The sequence below is a fragment of the Veillonella sp. S13053-19 genome (genome assembly GCF_002959835.1).
Taxonomy (GTDB): Bacteria; Bacillota; Negativicutes; order Veillonellales; family Veillonellaceae; genus Veillonella; species Veillonella rogosae.
Window position 1 is genome coordinate 188070 of sequence record NZ_PPDA01000009.1, and the last position, 17334, is coordinate 205403.

Here is a 17334-nt window from a genome sequence, read left to right on the forward strand (position 1 = left end):
TTATATTTGATAGACCTTATATTTGCTGGACTATAGGGCTACATCTGTATAGATTTATACAGTACGCATCAGCCTGATGCCAATCTTACGATTGTTATAGACTAATCTATAATGATTGCATCGTGCAAGCGGAAGCTATAGATATAACATGCTTTCACAGGCATTCCCGTCAATCGCTGTAAGGCCTCTTTATAGAGGTCCATTTGTATTTTATAGCGCTTGATGAGGTCTTCCCCAGATTTGACGCGGTCCGTCTTGTAATCTACGAGAACCCATTCACCGTTCTCTTCAAAGGCAGTATCGATAATACCTTGGAGGAATAGATTCTCCCCATCCTCTAAGGTGTTATATACGCGTTTTCCTTCAAAAAGCATACTGAACGGCAATTCACGTTCTATGCGATTCGCATTGATAAGACGCTTCCCAAGGTCGGAACTAAAGAATTTATATAAACTTGTATCGCTTAATAAATTTCGTTCTTCCTCTGTGAAAGTCCCTTTTTTCACGAGTGCATCTAGCTCTTTCGTTAAAGAAGCTTGGGTATACTTCGCAAGCGGTAGCCACTGCATGGCCTCATGCATCAAGGTACCCCATTGAGCCCCTGTCAACACATCCTCTTCGGACTGTAATGCTTGCGGCTTGCGGCCGAATACAGAATTAGCTAAATCATCAGCGGAAACTGTAATAGTTGGTACAGCAGCATTACTTGTAGCGTCACGATCAGCATTACGAACATCTAGCTTAATAGCTTGACCTAAGATTGCATCTGAAACGGCTCGTTTAGCCCCTGTATCTACCGTTACAATCGGTTCGTTCAAGGTATCAATAGTGCCTGCTTCAATTTCACGTTCTTGGAATCGTCGTTTCAATTCACTGACGGAAATCTTAGCCGTGCGTCGCGTAGCATCGCTATACGGATAACTATAGTTGAACCGGTCTTCGATTTCCTGTGGCAATTCCACAGAGTTAACAGCTTTCAACTCACGCACCTTATTGATGGTAGTTTCATCGATATCCGCTTTATAATCGAGATCACCATAGAGAGAACCATCGTGGATTTCGACCTTGATGCGACATTTTTTATCTGGTAAGTCAAAATAGGTCGGCCCTTCGTACTCAATGGCTACACGCAATGGGTTACCACCGTCTAAATGACGGGTAAAGCCCATAATTAACCATTCTAGATACGTATTAGCTTGGGTGATAATATCCGTCGGCAACTGTTGCCCTTCTACAGCGGCAACATTGTTAATGAGCTCACCTAGGCTAGATAGTTTACCTGCAGAATTCTTGAACCCCTTCACAAAGCCCGTCATGAATAGCTTATCTCTAGCCCGTGTTAAGGCTACGTAAAGAATACGCTGTTCCTCTGCTTTGAGAGCTGCTTCTTTGACGTCTTTCACGTAGAACCACGGCATGGTTGGGAAAGACACCCGAATATCCGGGAAGTATCCCTTTAAGCCAAGACCTGTATTTTTATCGATGAGGAGCTCTGAGCGAAGGTCCATCATATTGAACCGTTTTTGAACGCCAGATAAGAACACCACAGGGAATTCAAGGCCCTTACTCTTATGGATGGTCATGAGGCGTACCACATTGTCCGCTTCACTTACCACATTAGCTAGTGGCATATCTTGGTTGCTATCGCGCAAGCTTTCAACAAATCGCAAGAATCTAAAGAGTCCACGGAAGCCAGAGGCCTCATAGTCCTTTGCTCTGTCGTATAAGGCAAGCACATTCGCACGGCGCACAAGACCATTTGGCATGGCACCTACATAGTTTACATAATCTTGGGATTCGTAAATATCCCATAACAAATCGGTTACACCGTGACGGCGGGACAAGGTGCGCCACCGATCCATATGCCCAATAAAAGCTAATAAGCGCTCATCTTGAGCTGCTTCTGCATAGGCGGGCATGAGAGACCACAAAGAGCCCTCACCAGATAGGCGCAAAGCCCCTAGTTCGTTTGCATCAAGACCTACGAGACCAGAGTGCAACACTGCTGCCATCGGCAAGTCTTGTTCCGGATTATCTATGATAGATAGCAACGCTAGTAAAAGTTGAATTTCCTGTGCTTCAAAGTAGCCATCCCGTTCGTTTACCACCGCAGGGATACCCGCTTGGCGCATGGCCTCTACTGCACGAGTCCCCCAGCCAGCCAAGGATCTACGCAAAATAGCAAAGTCTCGCCATTCGATTTGACGGAACGTACCATCTGGATTTTGCACCTTCTTCTTGGCCCCGTGGATTTCCTTAATCTTTTGGATGATGAAATCGAGCTCCCGCTCGTTATTTTCAGGGTCGTCCCCTTCGTCCTCGTCGCTTTCACTAGCACTGAGGGTGTCCTTACTCACATCGAGAAGCTGCAACTCCACGTCTCCTCCAACCCAATCTTCTGGCGCATCCTCTACAATACGGCCAGGAATGAGGGATTCAGCCTCAGTATAATTAAGCTCTGCCGCCTCTTCCGTCATGATCTGGTAGAACAAGAAGTTCGTTGCGGCCAAGATATTTTCGTGAGATCGGAAGTTCTTTGCTAGGTCGATGCGACGCTCCACCGCATCAGTGCCGCCGTAGGTATTGTATTTCTCCATAAAGAGAGAACTGTCCGCCATACGGAAGCTGTAAATGGCTTGCTTCACGTCCCCTACGTAGAACCGATTATCGACGCGAGAAATCAAGTTGATAATCGTCTCTTGCACGCCGTTCGTATCTTGGTATTCGTCGACCATGATTTCTTTGAAAGTATCTTGGAGCTCCTTCGCTACATCGGACGGCTGAGGATCATCCTCTGTGCCCGGCTCAACGAGAAGGGCCAAGCATAAATGCTCCAAATCACTAAAATCCATGATGCCTTGCTCTTGTTTCATATCTCGATACGCTTGGTGGAACGCAATGGTTAGCTCTACAAGCCCTTCGATGATTGGATATTGCGCCTTGAACTGCTCTTGCAAGGTAGCTTCAGGCACGGTAAACACAGCAGCTTGCATGGCTTTAAGATCATCTTTATTTTGGGAACCTAAAGATTTAAACTCTGCTACCAATATAGGATCAAAGGCTTGTGCCTCTTTTGAGCCCATGCGGAACTGGTCCTTAATAAAGGTATCCATATGCTTACAAGCTTCCCCCATGTCGTCCCATGTTTGAGCATTTGAAAGCATACCTAGTGCGGCTAGTTGGTTATCGTATATGTTCTGCCATTTATGAGGCCCCATTGGATCGAGCAAGATTTGTTCCATCCGCTCTAAACGCTCACGAATGTGGTCGATAACAGCTACATGTTTATCCCACATATATTGGCCCCACAGCGTATCGCTTGGGCTTATAGTCATAGCCTCTTTATAAGGCTCTAAGGCTTTACGTAACCATCCATCAGGATTGGCAAGGGACATGGCGTAGTTATATAGAGACATAATCTTTGCCGTTAAGCCTGCATCCGATTTATCATCACTGAAGAAGTCCGCCAATTCATAAATATTATAAAGGCCTTCTTCATAGGATTTAGTTAATAAATCGGCTAATACCTCTTGTTGTAAGAGCGCCATTTCTGCTTCGTTGCCAATGCGAGCCGTTGGATTAATATCTAGCTTGTAGAAATAAGAACGAATCACCCATTGGCAGAAGGAGTGCAACGTAGAAATATGAGCAGACGGCAAGAGATTGAGCTGTCGTTCCAGGCGCTCTTGCATAGCCTCGTCATCAGTAGATTCCATGGCTTTTGCCAAGGCAAGTCCAATGCGGGCACTCATCTCTTGAGCAGCCGCCTTTGTAAAGGTTACAACCATGAGCTCTTGTACGGTTAAGGGATTATCCATATCTTTAAGACGGGTAATAATGCGCTCTACGAGAACTGCCGTTTTACCTGAGCCGGCCGCAGCTGCCACAAGCAAGGTTTGATTATCTAAGGACGAGTCCTTCGGCGCTATGATGGCAGACTCCTGCTCTGGCGTCCATTTAACACCCATGGTTTTCACCTCCTTCGTTACTATTATTTCTATCGTTACTATTATTTCCGTTACTACTGTTATTTATGTCGTTTAGAGCCTCTTTCATCCGTTCTAATGCATCATCTTCAGATAAGCCGGACAGATAATTATACTTATTACGGCTAGAGTCAAAACGGCATACAGTACGATAGTCACAATATGTACATGGTCTAAAGCCATTTAATTGATATGGCTTAATAGGGAACTGGCCTTCCCCAATATTACGGCCCGTTTCAGCCATTACGTGGTTTGTATAACGGCACATTACGTCAAATTCACCAGGATTCTTAACCTTGCGCAAATCTCTACTAGAAATAGTTTGATCCTTTTTCGTAGCGATTGGTACATAAGGTCCTCGTTTAGAGCCATAGGACAAAAATTTATTATCTATATGGGTCAACAACTCGATATCATCAGAGAAGTATCCACTGTTTTGCCATGCATTGCTTTCTTTCGCAAGTGATATGGCATCCTCATAGGATATAGGCGCATCAGCAGGAATTTTAGGGTTCTTCACATAGGAATACACCACAGCCGCAGGAGCTATCGATTCGCCCTTCGTTTTACCATAAGCAGATTCTAAGGCCAATAGATAGGTCATGAGCTGCAATTTAAGGCCATAGTATACATCTTGCGCCGTTACGTGTGCGCCGCCCGATTTGTAGTCAATAACCATACCATAAGTTTGACCATCTCGGGTATATTCATCGATGCGGTCAATTTGACCAATGAGGCGCAAATAACGATCTTCTCCAAGGGGCACGCGAATCGGATCCCAGCCGCCTTGACGGCCAAAATCTTGCTCTAAGTACTTCGTATCAAAATCACTGCGCTTCGACCACTCCACGAGGCGGTCTACCGTTACATGTAATGTTCTTTGTACACGCTGCTCGATAGCTTTTTGGTAGGCATCGCTGGTTTCCTCGCCACCTTGATTCTCTTGTAAAATCTCTTCCGCTACCGTACGGCATAAGTTATGTTGGTCCTCTTCGTTAAGGTCACGCCATTGTTTATTGTTATCTAATAGATAATTACCTAAACGCTCTAAGTTAGCATGGAGGAATGTACCAATTTCAGGCGCCCCAAAGGAGCGTACACGACGCGGTTCTAGTTTCAAACCATATTGAGCATAGAACTTGAACGGACACTGCTGATATCTCTCTAGGCGCGTCACAGAACCAGACATATATCCTTTAGATAGGAACAATCCATTCACTAAATCCTTCGTAATGACAGGCACATCATTATTATCTCGAATACCACGAGATACCTCACCTAAACGAGGACGATAGGTATCGCTTTCACGAGCCCAGTTATACAGCCCCCACCACAATGGATTGACCTCATGACCACTAAAGAGGGCGCCCCAGCGCTCAGACAATAGGGACAAACTCTGTAAAGGTCGCCATACATAATCCGCCTCAGTATCAGGCGCAATAGAGAGTGGAATATCTACCGCCTTATCTACATAACCAAGGGATTCTAATCGTTTCACCACGAGGGATGGCTCAAGGCCGGTTCCATCTTCGCCAGAGCTTGCATAGGACAGCGTCAAGGAATGGGCTGCTCGCGTCATAGCTAGGTATAATAGGAAATTTTCGTTGAAAGCCTTCGGCAAAGCCCCTTCAGCCAACGTGATCCCAGCCTTCGCCAACTCTTGACGTTCCTTATCCTTAATAAGCCCTTCATCGCCCATGCTTTGTGGGAATACACCTTGGTTGAGGCCCATGACGAATACCTTAGGCCACCATTGGCTGTAACCACGTTCAATGGTGGTGATTACCACATGGTCCAAGGACGGTGGAATCATGGAATAATTTACATCGCTCAAGCCTTCTTCGAGGAGTAGCATCATCTCATCTAAAGTCAACACTTCATCCTTCATGACCATAGTGATTTCGTCTATGAAAGAAATAACAGCATTGTACATCTGTTCATGGCTAGCTTTAGACTCTTGATCGCCCACCGTTTCTGCGTCCTTCGCCCATTCATAAAGGCGCTGTGGCACTTGCAATGTTTCTAAGAGACCATAAAGCTGTTCACCCCATTCTGCCCCCCTATGTCCTTCGCTATGAGCGGCAAAGTCAAACCACGGGGATAGGATATCCATAATAGTTTGTCGTGCTTTATTAACACGTGCTCTACGAGGTGCATCAGCGTGACTTTCTTCATCTTGCCCCTCATGAAAGCCTCGTAAATACGGCCAGCTTTCACGTTCCCATTTATAATGGTCAATACCAAACTCGAGCACATAGTTCTCCAATTCATCTACGGCCTCACGGCTGAGTGGCATCAAGTCTGTTTTAAGCAAGAGAAACATACTATCTCGGCTATAACTGTGGCGCACGATATCAAAGAGAGCCGTCAACAATTCACCTAATGGATGATTTTTCATAGGCCGCTGGCGGTCTATAAAATGCGGAATACCATACCGACCGAAGACCTTTTCTAAGGTATCCCCATACGTTTCCGACTCGCGAAGCATGATACATACATCGCGGTAACGTGCCTCTGGAGAGGATTCTACGTAGGCTAAAATACGGCGAGCCACTGCATCAGCTTCCCGTTCTCGGTTGTAACCACGAATGAGCGGAACAGTAGCATCTGTAGAATTCTGCTTACTAGGACTAGTAAAGTAATTAGCTTCTAATTCTTGTACGATTTGAGGGCCCCGTTTCCCGTCAAAACCAATCCAATTAATACTAGAACCATAACGAGCCACTAAGGTGTCATAAATCTCTAAAGGACGGCTGAAAAGATGTTCCCCTCGACGAGCCATATGTAAGCTCTTCGGAGCCGTTGGCAAGTCGATGGTAATAACTGCTTCCTTAGCCAAATCAAACAAGGTATAGATCAACTCGTAGTGAGTCGGTGTAAACCAATGGAACCCATCAATAAAGACGTGGCTATTTTCCATCAGTGGAGATTGAGGCAAAGCCTCAACGATTTCCATGATAGGATCGATGTCGCGCTCCCCATGACGACTGATTTCCTCTTCATAGGCAGCCATACAAATGGAAAGTTCGCGCAATTTCTTTTGTAATACTTTATTTTTAACAGACTCCGCCCCACGTTCAAGGTCATCAGGACCGACGCGGAATGCGCGAAACTCAGAAAAGAGCTGTTGCAATACAGAAGAAAACTCAGGGCGTTTAGTAGCCTGTTCTAATAAACCTAGCTCCTTTTGTTTTCGCTTCATTACAAGGCGCAACAACATAGACCGGCCAAAGCTAGATAAGCTTGATTGACCGGCCCCTTTGGAGCCTATGGATTGATATACTTGGTACCCCAAACGACCAAAGCCTACGACACGGACCGTAGTAAAGCCTTTTTCAGGCATAAATTCAGCAAGTTCCCGCTCCACCCGATAGGTGGCTGGTTCAGGAACGAGTAAGATTATGGGTTCCCCTGGACAATCGGTCATCACTTGACGTATCCGTTCATATACGGCACGCGTCTTGCCTGATCCTGCTCGTCCATAATAGACGCTAATATTCATGAGACCTCCCTAGTGAAACTTTCACCATCTCAGTTTATATAATTTATATAATCAGCAAATTTCATCTTATTTATATATTTCTCGGTCTTAGGTCTAGCCTAAAACTATTTTTTTCGATATAATATGTTACTGTACTAAGTATTATTATATAGTAATATGACATTCTGTGCTTAATTCTGGGGTAAATTTAAGCTAATTGTACAATATTTGACTCATCTGATTATATTTGTTTATAATTAAGAAAAAAATTTATATTTTATTTACAATTAACAGAATTTCATATATAATACATGTTAGTATTTGTGTTATTTGTAAAAATCATGTATTTAGGAGTGAATTATTATGAACAAAAAACATTTAGCAGCTGCTTTCGCAGTATTCGCAGCTACAACTATGTCCTTCTCCGCTTTCGCTGCATCCATCGATGCTAATGCACGCGCTTACGAACGCGCTGCAGCAGAGCAATATACTTACGCAGCACCTCAAGCGGCTACACCAGCTTACCAATCTGGCTATGTAACAAGTGCACCACGCCCTGGTTACACACCATTGCCAGCGGTTCCTTACACAGCAGGTGACATGGCTCAACAAATGCCTGTATCTAAAGAATTGGGCGATCCAATCTTCGTAGCACCTCAAACAACTGCTGTAGGTCTTCAAATCATGGACCCTATCGCACCTAGCTACCAACCTGTATACCAAGAAACGGTAACTTCTGTAACAGCTAATGGCAACGGCAGTGCATACGTTTCCCGTTACAAAACTAACCAATTGAACGCTTTCGACTTATTGTTGAACGGCAAAACTTATACATATGACTTGCCTGCATACACTAATGGCTACCAAGTGAAAACTGCTAGCACTTACAACCGTGCTGGTGCCGGTGTTGCGAATGTATTCTCTACAAACGTAATCACTGAAGCAGTTGTAAACAACAACTCTTTGCGTATCACTGTTAACATGACGCAACCAACAGCTGTAGCAGCTGCTAAATTGCGTTCCATGCAACAAACTGGTCAAGTAGCAGGTGGTGAAGTAGCTGCATTGTTCGCTTACAATGAAAGCTATGACGGTGTTAAACAAGCTGCTCATTACGACGTATTCAACAACGGCGGCCGTTACATCATCGTTAAATCCGGCGCTGTAACTGTACCAAACGGTGCACAACACCCTTACGCAACTGCATTGTTCGCAGTAACTGAAGACACTGTAGCTGCTGTAACAGTATCTGGCAACACTGCTGATGCTTACGACTTAGTAAAAGGCACTGCATACGCAATCGCTCAATCTGCTAAGGTTGGCAACGCACGTCGCTAATTTTAATTACTAATTCGTTACGAATTTAATTATACTTGTGAAAGCTATAAGCTTTCATGAAAAAAGACTATAAATCACTAAATCCCCTAATGAGGTAGCTCATTAGGGGACTTTTTATAATCTTGTGAATACTTCTAATGCTTTATAAGCCATTAAGCGATAGCCTAGCTCGTTAGGATGTACCTCTCCAGCAAAGACGATTTGTCCAATTTGATCCGCTTCAAACAAGGTCGTATAGAAGTCTATGACCTTAATATCATGTGCCTCTGCGTATGCTTTTAGCTGTTCATTAACCTCTCGTACGACGAGGTCTAAGCCATCCATATCGCTGTCGATTTGAGTTTCTAAACCAATAATACCCTGTCCCTTTGTGCTGGCTAATTCAATGGCTTTCACCAAAGTCTTGAATACATAGGCACTATCTCGACCTTGTAAGATATCGTTGGTACCACACATTAAGAAGATATGTCTCGTTGGATCATTTACAGTGGTAAGCGCCCAATTTTCAATATTATAAATCATGGCTTGTACAGAGCACCCATCCTCCCCATAATTCATAAATTTTACGCCCTCAATGGATGCATCACAGATTTCAACCCATCCACGTCCATAAGGCACATCGTAGCCACGCGTAATGCTGTCGCCAAAACAGATGATTTCCATATTCATCCCTCCTGTAACTATGCATTAATCATATAATAAAAGAACATTATACACAATATACATATTATAGAATTTTATATGCACACTTCATGGAATTACACCTACGACTATGGTATACTATTTCCACATAAGAGAGGTCAATGATGAGAAAACTATATCCCTTTTTAGTGATTGCTCTGGCTAGTCTTCAAACAGCTAGTGCTATTTCACAATACGAATTAGAAAACAAACCTACCCAATTTCAAGTTGCTTATAATAGCCCTGTTGAGACTGTGTATATCGACTTGAGCACCATCAATCTAGTACAAGCAGGACCGACGTATAATACATTACATGCTCGCACTATTAGTCTGTATAAGCAACAAAACATTATTGCAGACTATATGACTAATTATACATACCATCGAGGTAACACATCTAAAGATATTTACCTTATGGACTGGCATGTAACGCCTGCTAAATTCTACCAAGTAAATGGTGCCCCTATCGGAATGGCAGACAATCACCGGTCCGTTTTATCTACAGGTGCTCGCGTAGCTCCGAAAGGCTCTGCCGTCGCTGAAATAGGTCAGTTTATCTTGCACAATGCCTTAGAAATGGAGCGAATCACATATACCTTCACAAACCCTTATGTGCCACCACGCCCATATAAACCGATGAACACCCCTGCTCCTACTGCGGAGAAACCATTATTTGGTGTTCAACCACCTGAAGGTGTATATAAGCCACTGAACCAACTAGAATCGCCATATGCGTATCATCAACCGCGCTTAGCGCCATCTAAGTTGGGTGTATATGGACCAGTTCCTCCTCCGCCTCCAACAGGACCACGCCCTGATTGGGCTCTTGATATACAAAATCAAGATTTACCGGATCCGAACATACCTATGAGTCAATGGGGCCCACAACCAGATTATAATGCGCCACCTAGACCATAGGGACGTAGCCCTACTCCAACTATATCCCCTAGGATATGAGTTTATACTACGATTACATCAGCTAGGCTTCCATTAACGGGAAGCTTGCTCAACAGAATACAAGACTGCAAAAAAGGACCCATACGGGTCCTTTTGTTGTTATAGTATTTATATTGTTATGTGTCTATATCCATATATATTATTATGTATCTATATCCATCCTAATCAGATACTTTTACATTATTTAAGACGAATGAAGAACAATGCACATGCACCGATTATAGGCGCAATAGCGATGGACATTAAGGACATTTGATAGCTGCCCGTCATAACGAGGACATTGCCCAAGAGTAGTGGTGCCAAGAGTGCACCGATTTGATTAAACAAGTTTACAAAGCCCGCTGTAGTGCCTCGTAAATGAGGTGCTGCCGATTGAACTACAAGAGCATTAGTCAACGCACTATGCATGAAGGCACCAATGCCGAGGATAGGACCGGTTACAAAGAGCATATTTGGATTTGCCGTGCTTGCAAATAAGATTAAAGCTGGCGCAAACAAGAACATAACGAGCGCCGCTAAATGGTTCTTCTTAATTGGCAAAATATCAGATAAAATACCGATAGTTGGTTTCGCAATTAGCGCAGCCGTACCGAACACGCTCATGACTTGGCCTGCATAGATAGCAGTTACGCCTAATTGTTTAACCATGTACAAGTTCGCCCATTGCGTTACGCCCCAAGTCGTACCTGTTGCAAAGAAGCCCGCAATGGCCAAACAACGAATGTTGCGGTTGGAAATGATGTGCTTCAAGTTTTCTACTAAAGACGTTTGGCCTACGCCAAGCTTAGCAGCCGCTGCAGAAGCCTCGGCTTCTCGTTGTGCTAGGATTTCTGCACTCGGCTTACGCACCGTGAAGTAACATAATACAAGTACTGCCAATGGCAAGATAGCTGTAGCAAGGAATGCCGTTTGCCAACCGTAATGTGTAGCTACATATGGAGCGTAAAGGTTTACCGTAGTAATACCAAAGGAAGTACAACTCATGAAGATACCTACGGCCGCACCGCGTTGGTTAGGACCGAAGTGATCGCCGATAGCGCTCAAGCAAGAAGCTTGTACAGGACCAGACATAACGCCTAACAAGAAGCGCAAGCCCCAAGCCATGTTATAGTCTGTAATGGTACTCATCAAAGCCGTTACAGCAGCCATACCAATCAAACTAAACAAGATAGTACGTCTATAACCGATTTTATCGGCTAAAATACCGCCTGGCAGTACCGTTAAAGCATAACCAAAGTAAAAGGCCGAAATATGTTGAGCCCCCATCTTGGCTGTAAAATGCAATGCCTCATTGAGGATAGGCATAACAGATGCCCAAGACAAGCGCATAACAAAGCTCAACAAGAACGTGAGCCATACACTAAGGAGAATTAAAATCTGAGTTCGTGAGAAACTAAGTCGATTCATACGAGCTCCTTTCTACAGAATAAAAACATATAAAACTATCATACTATAAATAGAAATATTTTTACAAATACAAAGCATGACGGGTAACACAAAAGAACCCTCTATCAATTTGATAAAGGGTTCTATATATTACTATTCAAGGAACGGGCTCCAATTGCCTTACCAAGTATATTAATATCTAAAATTGAAATGTCCGTCAAATATCCTATACCGCATCAATAAGCACAATACATATAAATATATATTCGCACGCACATGTATAAAAGGAAATATTATATAAATTGTGGTGAGCAGTACGGTCTTACAACTTTTTCTAGAAAACGAACCAACTCCGTTTCACGGTCGGTATATTGGTTTTGCCGGCTGAACGACCAATTCGCATCCTTGTAAACCCGCTCATCCTTTTTCAGGCGATCTCAAAGAAGGCTTTGCGCTCGTCTGAAAATATCGAATCTTACTTTTTGCTTTTTTTCTTAGGATTTAATTCTTCTTTACGTTGCTTATAAAATTGCCAATATTTTTTGTCTTCCATAGAGAAAGGTGTGTAACGTAGCTCATTATAAGTTAGGTCAAAATATTTATAGGCATTTTCCATATCACCTAGTTCGTAATAGATAATACCTGCCCATAGAAATGTACTGCCATCAGGAACTGTTTTTCGCGCCTCTAATGCAATATTTATCCATTCAAGTGCCTTAGAATAATCCTTTAACTCTTTAAATCTGCCAGAAATTTCAGAACATAGCCCACTAGTTGGGGTTACGAATTGAGTAGCAGGTTTTGGAATTAAATCCCAAGCCCTCATTAACTTATCAATCCTTTCCTGAAGAGTTTTAGCTTGTCTCGACTCACATATAATATTATTAATTTCACTATTTAACTCAGGATTAATATCAGATAAATACATGGTTTTCCTTTCATTTATAATTCTTCATTAACAACTTTTGAGTAACTTTCCATTTTTAGGCTTACGGGATTTCTTATAACGTTCTTTGCTCTTTGCCCCACGGGAATAGTTGCCTAGCCCATATTCCAATCGATAATTATTAGAATCAAGCATCCATTTCCGTACTGTATGAGATTTAGCTCCATAATAACAACCGCAACGATTCCAATAGGAAACAGCATCTTCAGGATTATGTCCCATATATGCATTCTTTAAAGAGTATTTATTACCATCTATACCTTTGAAAACTGCATCCTCAGGAATCTGTAAGGTCGTCTAAAAAATGGAAACCGCGTGCGTACAATTCCACGCACATATACCATCAGAATTGAAGGTTTGTGTGGGGCTACAGTTTGCTGGTTTTTAACTATATTTCAACAATTTTTCTTCATGTAATGCTTGAATTTGTTTCAAAATAATCTCGTTCATTTGTTTTTCTAATAAATCATTAGTAGAGTTGCAGATAATTTTAACAACAGAAGCAGCAGATAATAGTCCTAACCTCATAAAGTATTCAAGTTCAAGATCATCATCTTCAATTGATTCCTTAACATTTTCCATTCCTTCTTCAACAAAATATAGCGATAGGTGTCGTGCAAAATAATTATCTAATCCTTCTTGAGCACCTTTTTGGCTTTTATACTCGGTTACAGACTTTAGTAATTCAAAAGATTGCTTTTTCTGATCGCTAGAAATAATAGGAGACTCATTCAAAAGACCGAGTATATATTCTACATCTCCCCATATTTCAAAATCCTCTTCAAATTTTACTTGCAAAATAGCAGGAATAATGATTTTGAAAGGTTCATATATCTTATTGACAAATAAACTACTAATTAAGTCGGTAAGCGCTTCTCTACTCTTGGAATTATTAAAAGAAAATTTCTTTTGAAGAATAGCAATCTTCTTTTTTTGATTTTTTGTAACACAAAATTCAGCAATTTTATTAAAGTCTATATTCATAGTTTTAAGGTCTCCATATATTGATTAGATTATCTTAAATTTTACTCGAACACCATCACATAAATGCGATAATGCTGCTTTTATAGATGAACCCGCTCGTCCTTTTTCAGACGACCTCAAAGAAGATAGTGAGGTCGTCTGAAAAGCGGAAACTGCGTGTGTACAATTCCACGCACACATAACATCAGAATTAAAGGTTTGTGTGGGGTACGGCTTGTTTTAATTATTAAACTGGAATCATTCTGCTAAAGCAATCATATAGATTTTTACCAATTAAATAGATATTTTGGAATTTTACTTCTTCAGGCATTTGTACACCAAATTCATCAAAATAATCTTCTTCATCCCATTCATTTTCATGATCCCAATAGAAAATTTGCCCAATTCTTTCTCCTTGAGTACATAGACAAATCAAATCACCAAATTCATTACTTGATATTGGTAGAAAATTATCTGGTATTCTATTTTTGTATTTTTCAAGCCTTTCACTAATTTGGGAGTTTTTTTGATAGTTTATATTTTCACCATAAAAAAAACCTAAATCACCACCATTCCATTCGATATTACCACCCACAGGAATATCGTCATCAGGATAACAATATTCAGGTAAATCACTATATGGGGTTAACTTAAATTCTTTTATAAATCCTGTCTCTCCACCAAATAATTCAAGATAATCCAAATAATCTGAAAATTCTTCTTTAGTAATATCTAAAAATTTAGACATTGATTTTCTAGATGTAGGAATCAGTGGTTCAAATGTAAACCTTTGAACTCCACCCATTTTCTCAACTAAACTCTTAATTTTCATTTTCATTACTTCTTTCAGTTATAATTTGTCAAATAATCAACATTTCTTCTTAGGTTGTTTATTACGCATAGTACATGTATGTATTCCACATATACGTTACATTAAAAGTGAAAATTTCATGTAGACTAAGAATTGCTTAAATCAGGGAGGATAATAGGTTTGTAACTAAGTACTTTATCAGCTATTTCCTCGGAGCTCATGTTTGTCCAAAATATATAATCTGATATATTTGGATCTGTGACCAATTTTTCTAATTTTTCAAAAAATACAGCTTCATCCTCTTCTGAACCTTCAAAATTTCTTAACTGATCAATCAGTTTGATTAAATATAATCTATCCACCATAATGCTATCCTCTTCCAAAATGGTATTTCTGGTCTAGTATCTCTTTATGAAAGCTACGCTTACTATATATACACGACGCTACACCAGTTTATCAATCATCAGGATTTTCTTCTAAATAATTTAAAAACTCCTCAAATGAGTTCGCAATAATAATTGAATTTTTTTAAAATTAGCTTCTCTTGATATATTTTCACTCCATACGTCCCTTACATAATAAATAATTTGCCAACTATTTTTTTCTAAACAGAGGTAATTTCCTCCCCAATCAAAAGCAAAAGGAATCAGGTTTTTAGGTAACTCATTAAGTTTCCATTCATTTATTGCTCTTCCTTCCAATGTAAAATCTGGATCATCCTCAAACTGCTTAAAATATTTCATTGGAATGAAGTCGCGAATTTCAATATAGTCATAATCAATATTATCATTGACAAAACAAGAAAGATTGGGAGTACCACCATTCCATTTGAAGTAATGTGACTTGAATGAAGCTGGAAAAGATACTTCTAAATTCTTTTCAACCTCATTGAAATCATATTCAGATAAATTTTTCTCACAATCATAAAAACTAAGCATAACAACCTCCTTTAACAATTTAACAAGCAGCAGTTTTTCTCTTCTCCCTTCTCTTTTGGAGCAGTTTTCTTACCTCAATATTATTTTTATAAATTTTGATTAGATTTCCCCTCTCATCATGTTCATAAACAAAATCTATTACTTTATTATCATTAATAAAAAAAATAAGATTCAAAGTTCGTTATATTTTAATGGTAAGCATAAAGATTCCATAAAGCTTTTAGCTTTTTCAGAAACAAAAACTCCTAACTTATCCCCTGCACCATGATAAAAATCCGATTCATTATCAATAGCATAATCCCATTCTTGAGGAGATTTTTTATGAAAACTAATAAAATCATTAGCTTTTATCCACCACAAATTTGGCATTTTGTCTGCAATTGATTGATTGTGCCTACCTTTCTCAATTACATCATCAATGGAGTAATATTTTTCAAAATAATCTTCTGAAAGATTTTTCCAATCACACTTAATAATTTTATTTTTGACTGCAAGAATTGGAGTAAATCCAGTTAGTCCTGAAGTAAATAAAGAATCTTTAATTTTCTGGGAAACTATCAAGCTTCTATTCGATACATAGGCCTCTGGTACATCAGGACCTAGTCGATCAATATATATTTCAGGGCTAGGAACATTTCTAGTTTTTTTAGAGGCATGTCCTTCCCATAAAATATAAGCAAAATCGCCGTAAATATCAGTTTTTTCAGAAAGTGAGGAAAGATCGCTATAAACTTCAAATAATTTCATAATTATTACCTTTCACAAAAATCTTTATTTCTTACATTTCCTCTAGTTTTTCTTTCATCAAGTTTTCTAACCAGTCTTCAAATTTTTCAAATTCAGTATCCTCTTCCCATTCTTCAGGAGGAATATCAGGGAAAAAAACACCAAAATTTTCATTTTCTTTTGTTAAAAGGAAACCAGCTTGCTCGCCAGTTCTTGGAATGGAAATAGTAATTAAGATATTAGGGAATAAATTACAATCAGTTCCTTCAAAAACTTGTTGTGACCAATCATAAAGCTCGTTAGGAGATAAAAAATCGAATCCAGGTAATAACTCATCTTGAAACAAAGTACAAGATCCTACTGTTAGAAGAAATTCTCTATATATTTTAGGGAATTTGACTTTATATTTTTCTTCAAAACCATTTATCTCATCTAAAGAAACATCATATCTTTTTTTAAAAATAAAATTTGATTTTCCATAATTAATTAAGTTTCCATTACTAGATTTGATTAAATCTTGTATATCTACAAGAATTTTTTTGAAATTATCCATAAATTAATATCCTTCATTCAATTTTTATATCTATTATCTAGGAACAATATAGTTAATTATTCCTGTTGGAGTGCTATATGGCAAATGTGTTCGTAGGGCAGACCCAGTACCGTGTATAGTTCCAGTATGAGTGTGTTTCACAGGAGTTAGATTCCACCATGTATTTGAACCACCATTTTTAAGTAGAATTATATGATGAGGAGTGACCACTTATTAACATCATCCATAATGTCATCATATGGAACAATTCTTTTAGGCTTCTTATTCCGTTTTTTCTTCAAACCTAATGGAGATCAAACCAAGCATTTGTATTAGAAGTAAAACTATACAAATTGCTCCCACCTAATAGTAAGATAGAATCCTGATTCACAAACCGCCCGGCCGCGGGCCCGTAATACCGCATCAGATTGTAATGCAGTTCAGTCCAGTCGCTTCATTATAATACTGGTTCTGCAATCTGAACGGCTGATGCGCGTTCTGATAAACACGCTCGTTCTTTTTCAGACGACCTTGAGTTTTGGGGTCATCTGATTTGAAAACTGCACCCTCAGGAATCTGTAAGGCCG

General features: G+C 40.2%; 15 protein-coding genes. 2 read left to right on the forward strand and 13 right to left on the reverse strand.

What is annotated here, in order from left to right:
- Positions 1-101: 101 nt before the first annotated feature.
- Positions 102-3968: a helicase-exonuclease AddAB subunit AddA gene (gene addA / locus VEHSUH06_RS06260; protein ID WP_105098192.1), complete on the reverse strand. Its 3867-nt coding sequence runs from the start codon at positions 3966-3968 to the stop codon at positions 102-104.
- Positions 3958-7488, reverse strand: a complete 3531-nt coding sequence (locus VEHSUH06_RS06265; RefSeq protein WP_105098193.1) for a PD-(D/E)XK nuclease family protein — start codon at positions 7486-7488, stop codon at positions 3958-3960. The genes addA and VEHSUH06_RS06265 overlap by 11 nt, the downstream gene beginning before the upstream one ends.
- Positions 7489-7830: 342 nt before the next feature.
- On the opposite strand from VEHSUH06_RS06265, the gene VEHSUH06_RS06270 reads away from it, so the two are divergent.
- Positions 7831-8805, forward strand: coding sequence for a hypothetical protein (locus tag VEHSUH06_RS06270; protein ID WP_105098194.1), 975 nt, complete (start codon positions 7831-7833; stop codon positions 8803-8805).
- Between the two features lie 114 nt (positions 8806-8919).
- Here VEHSUH06_RS06270 and VEHSUH06_RS06275 read toward each other — a convergent pair whose 3' ends face one another.
- Entirely contained in the window at positions 8920-9468 is a 549-nt protein-coding gene (locus tag VEHSUH06_RS06275; protein WP_105098195.1) for a GDSL-type esterase/lipase family protein, read from the reverse strand.
- 140 nt (positions 9469-9608) lie between these two features.
- Between VEHSUH06_RS06275 and VEHSUH06_RS06280 the strand changes: the two genes are divergently transcribed.
- The gene (locus tag VEHSUH06_RS06280) at positions 9609-10406 is read left to right on the forward strand and encodes a hypothetical protein (RefSeq protein ID WP_233187894.1); all 798 of its coding nucleotides are present in this window, start codon (positions 9609-9611) and stop codon (positions 10404-10406) included.
- Positions 10407-10625: 219 nt separating this feature from the next.
- Here VEHSUH06_RS06280 and VEHSUH06_RS06285 read toward each other — a convergent pair whose 3' ends face one another.
- The 10 genes from VEHSUH06_RS06285 to VEHSUH06_RS10935 all read right to left on the reverse strand — a co-directional run bounded on the left by VEHSUH06_RS06285 (position 10626) and on the right by VEHSUH06_RS10935 (position 17186).
- A complete protein-coding gene (locus VEHSUH06_RS06285) occupies positions 10626-11852 on the reverse strand; it encodes an MFS transporter (RefSeq protein ID WP_105098197.1) in 1227 nt (408 codons plus the stop codon).
- Between the two features lie 454 nt (positions 11853-12306).
- Entirely contained in the window at positions 12307-12759 is a 453-nt protein-coding gene (locus VEHSUH06_RS06290; RefSeq protein ID WP_105098198.1) for a hypothetical protein, read from the reverse strand.
- 27 nt (positions 12760-12786) lie between these two features.
- Positions 12787-13062 carry a GH-E family nuclease gene (locus tag VEHSUH06_RS06295; RefSeq protein WP_363302804.1) on the reverse strand — a complete coding sequence of 92 codons (276 nt, stop codon included), beginning with the start codon at positions 13060-13062 and terminating at the stop codon, positions 12787-12789.
- Between the two features lie 99 nt (positions 13063-13161).
- Entirely contained in the window at positions 13162-13761 is a 600-nt protein-coding gene (locus tag VEHSUH06_RS06300) for a DUF6707 family protein (RefSeq protein WP_105098199.1), read from the reverse strand.
- 226 nt (positions 13762-13987) lie between these two features.
- Positions 13988-14572, reverse strand: coding sequence for an SMI1/KNR4 family protein (locus VEHSUH06_RS06305; protein ID WP_105098200.1), 585 nt, complete (start codon positions 14570-14572; stop codon positions 13988-13990).
- A 125-nt stretch (positions 14573-14697) separates the two neighbouring features.
- Complete coding sequence (locus tag VEHSUH06_RS06310) at positions 14698-14916, reverse strand: hypothetical protein (RefSeq protein ID WP_105098201.1); 219 nt, start codon at positions 14914-14916, stop codon at positions 14698-14700.
- Between the two features lie 120 nt (positions 14917-15036).
- Positions 15037-15489, reverse strand: a complete 453-nt coding sequence (locus VEHSUH06_RS06315) for an SMI1/KNR4 family protein (RefSeq protein ID WP_199179741.1) — start codon at positions 15487-15489, stop codon at positions 15037-15039.
- A 171-nt stretch (positions 15490-15660) separates the two neighbouring features.
- Positions 15661-16236 (reverse strand): hypothetical protein, encoded by a 576-nt coding sequence (locus VEHSUH06_RS06320; protein ID WP_105098202.1) that lies wholly within the window; start codon positions 16234-16236, stop codon positions 15661-15663.
- 31 nt (positions 16237-16267) lie between these two features.
- Positions 16268-16768 (reverse strand): SMI1/KNR4 family protein, encoded by a 501-nt coding sequence (locus VEHSUH06_RS06325; RefSeq protein ID WP_105098203.1) that lies wholly within the window; start codon positions 16766-16768, stop codon positions 16268-16270.
- 283 nt (positions 16769-17051) lie between these two features.
- Positions 17052-17186, reverse strand: a complete 135-nt coding sequence (locus VEHSUH06_RS10935) for an RHS repeat-associated core domain-containing protein (protein WP_370397696.1) — start codon at positions 17184-17186, stop codon at positions 17052-17054.
- Positions 17187-17334: the final 148 nt, after the last annotated feature.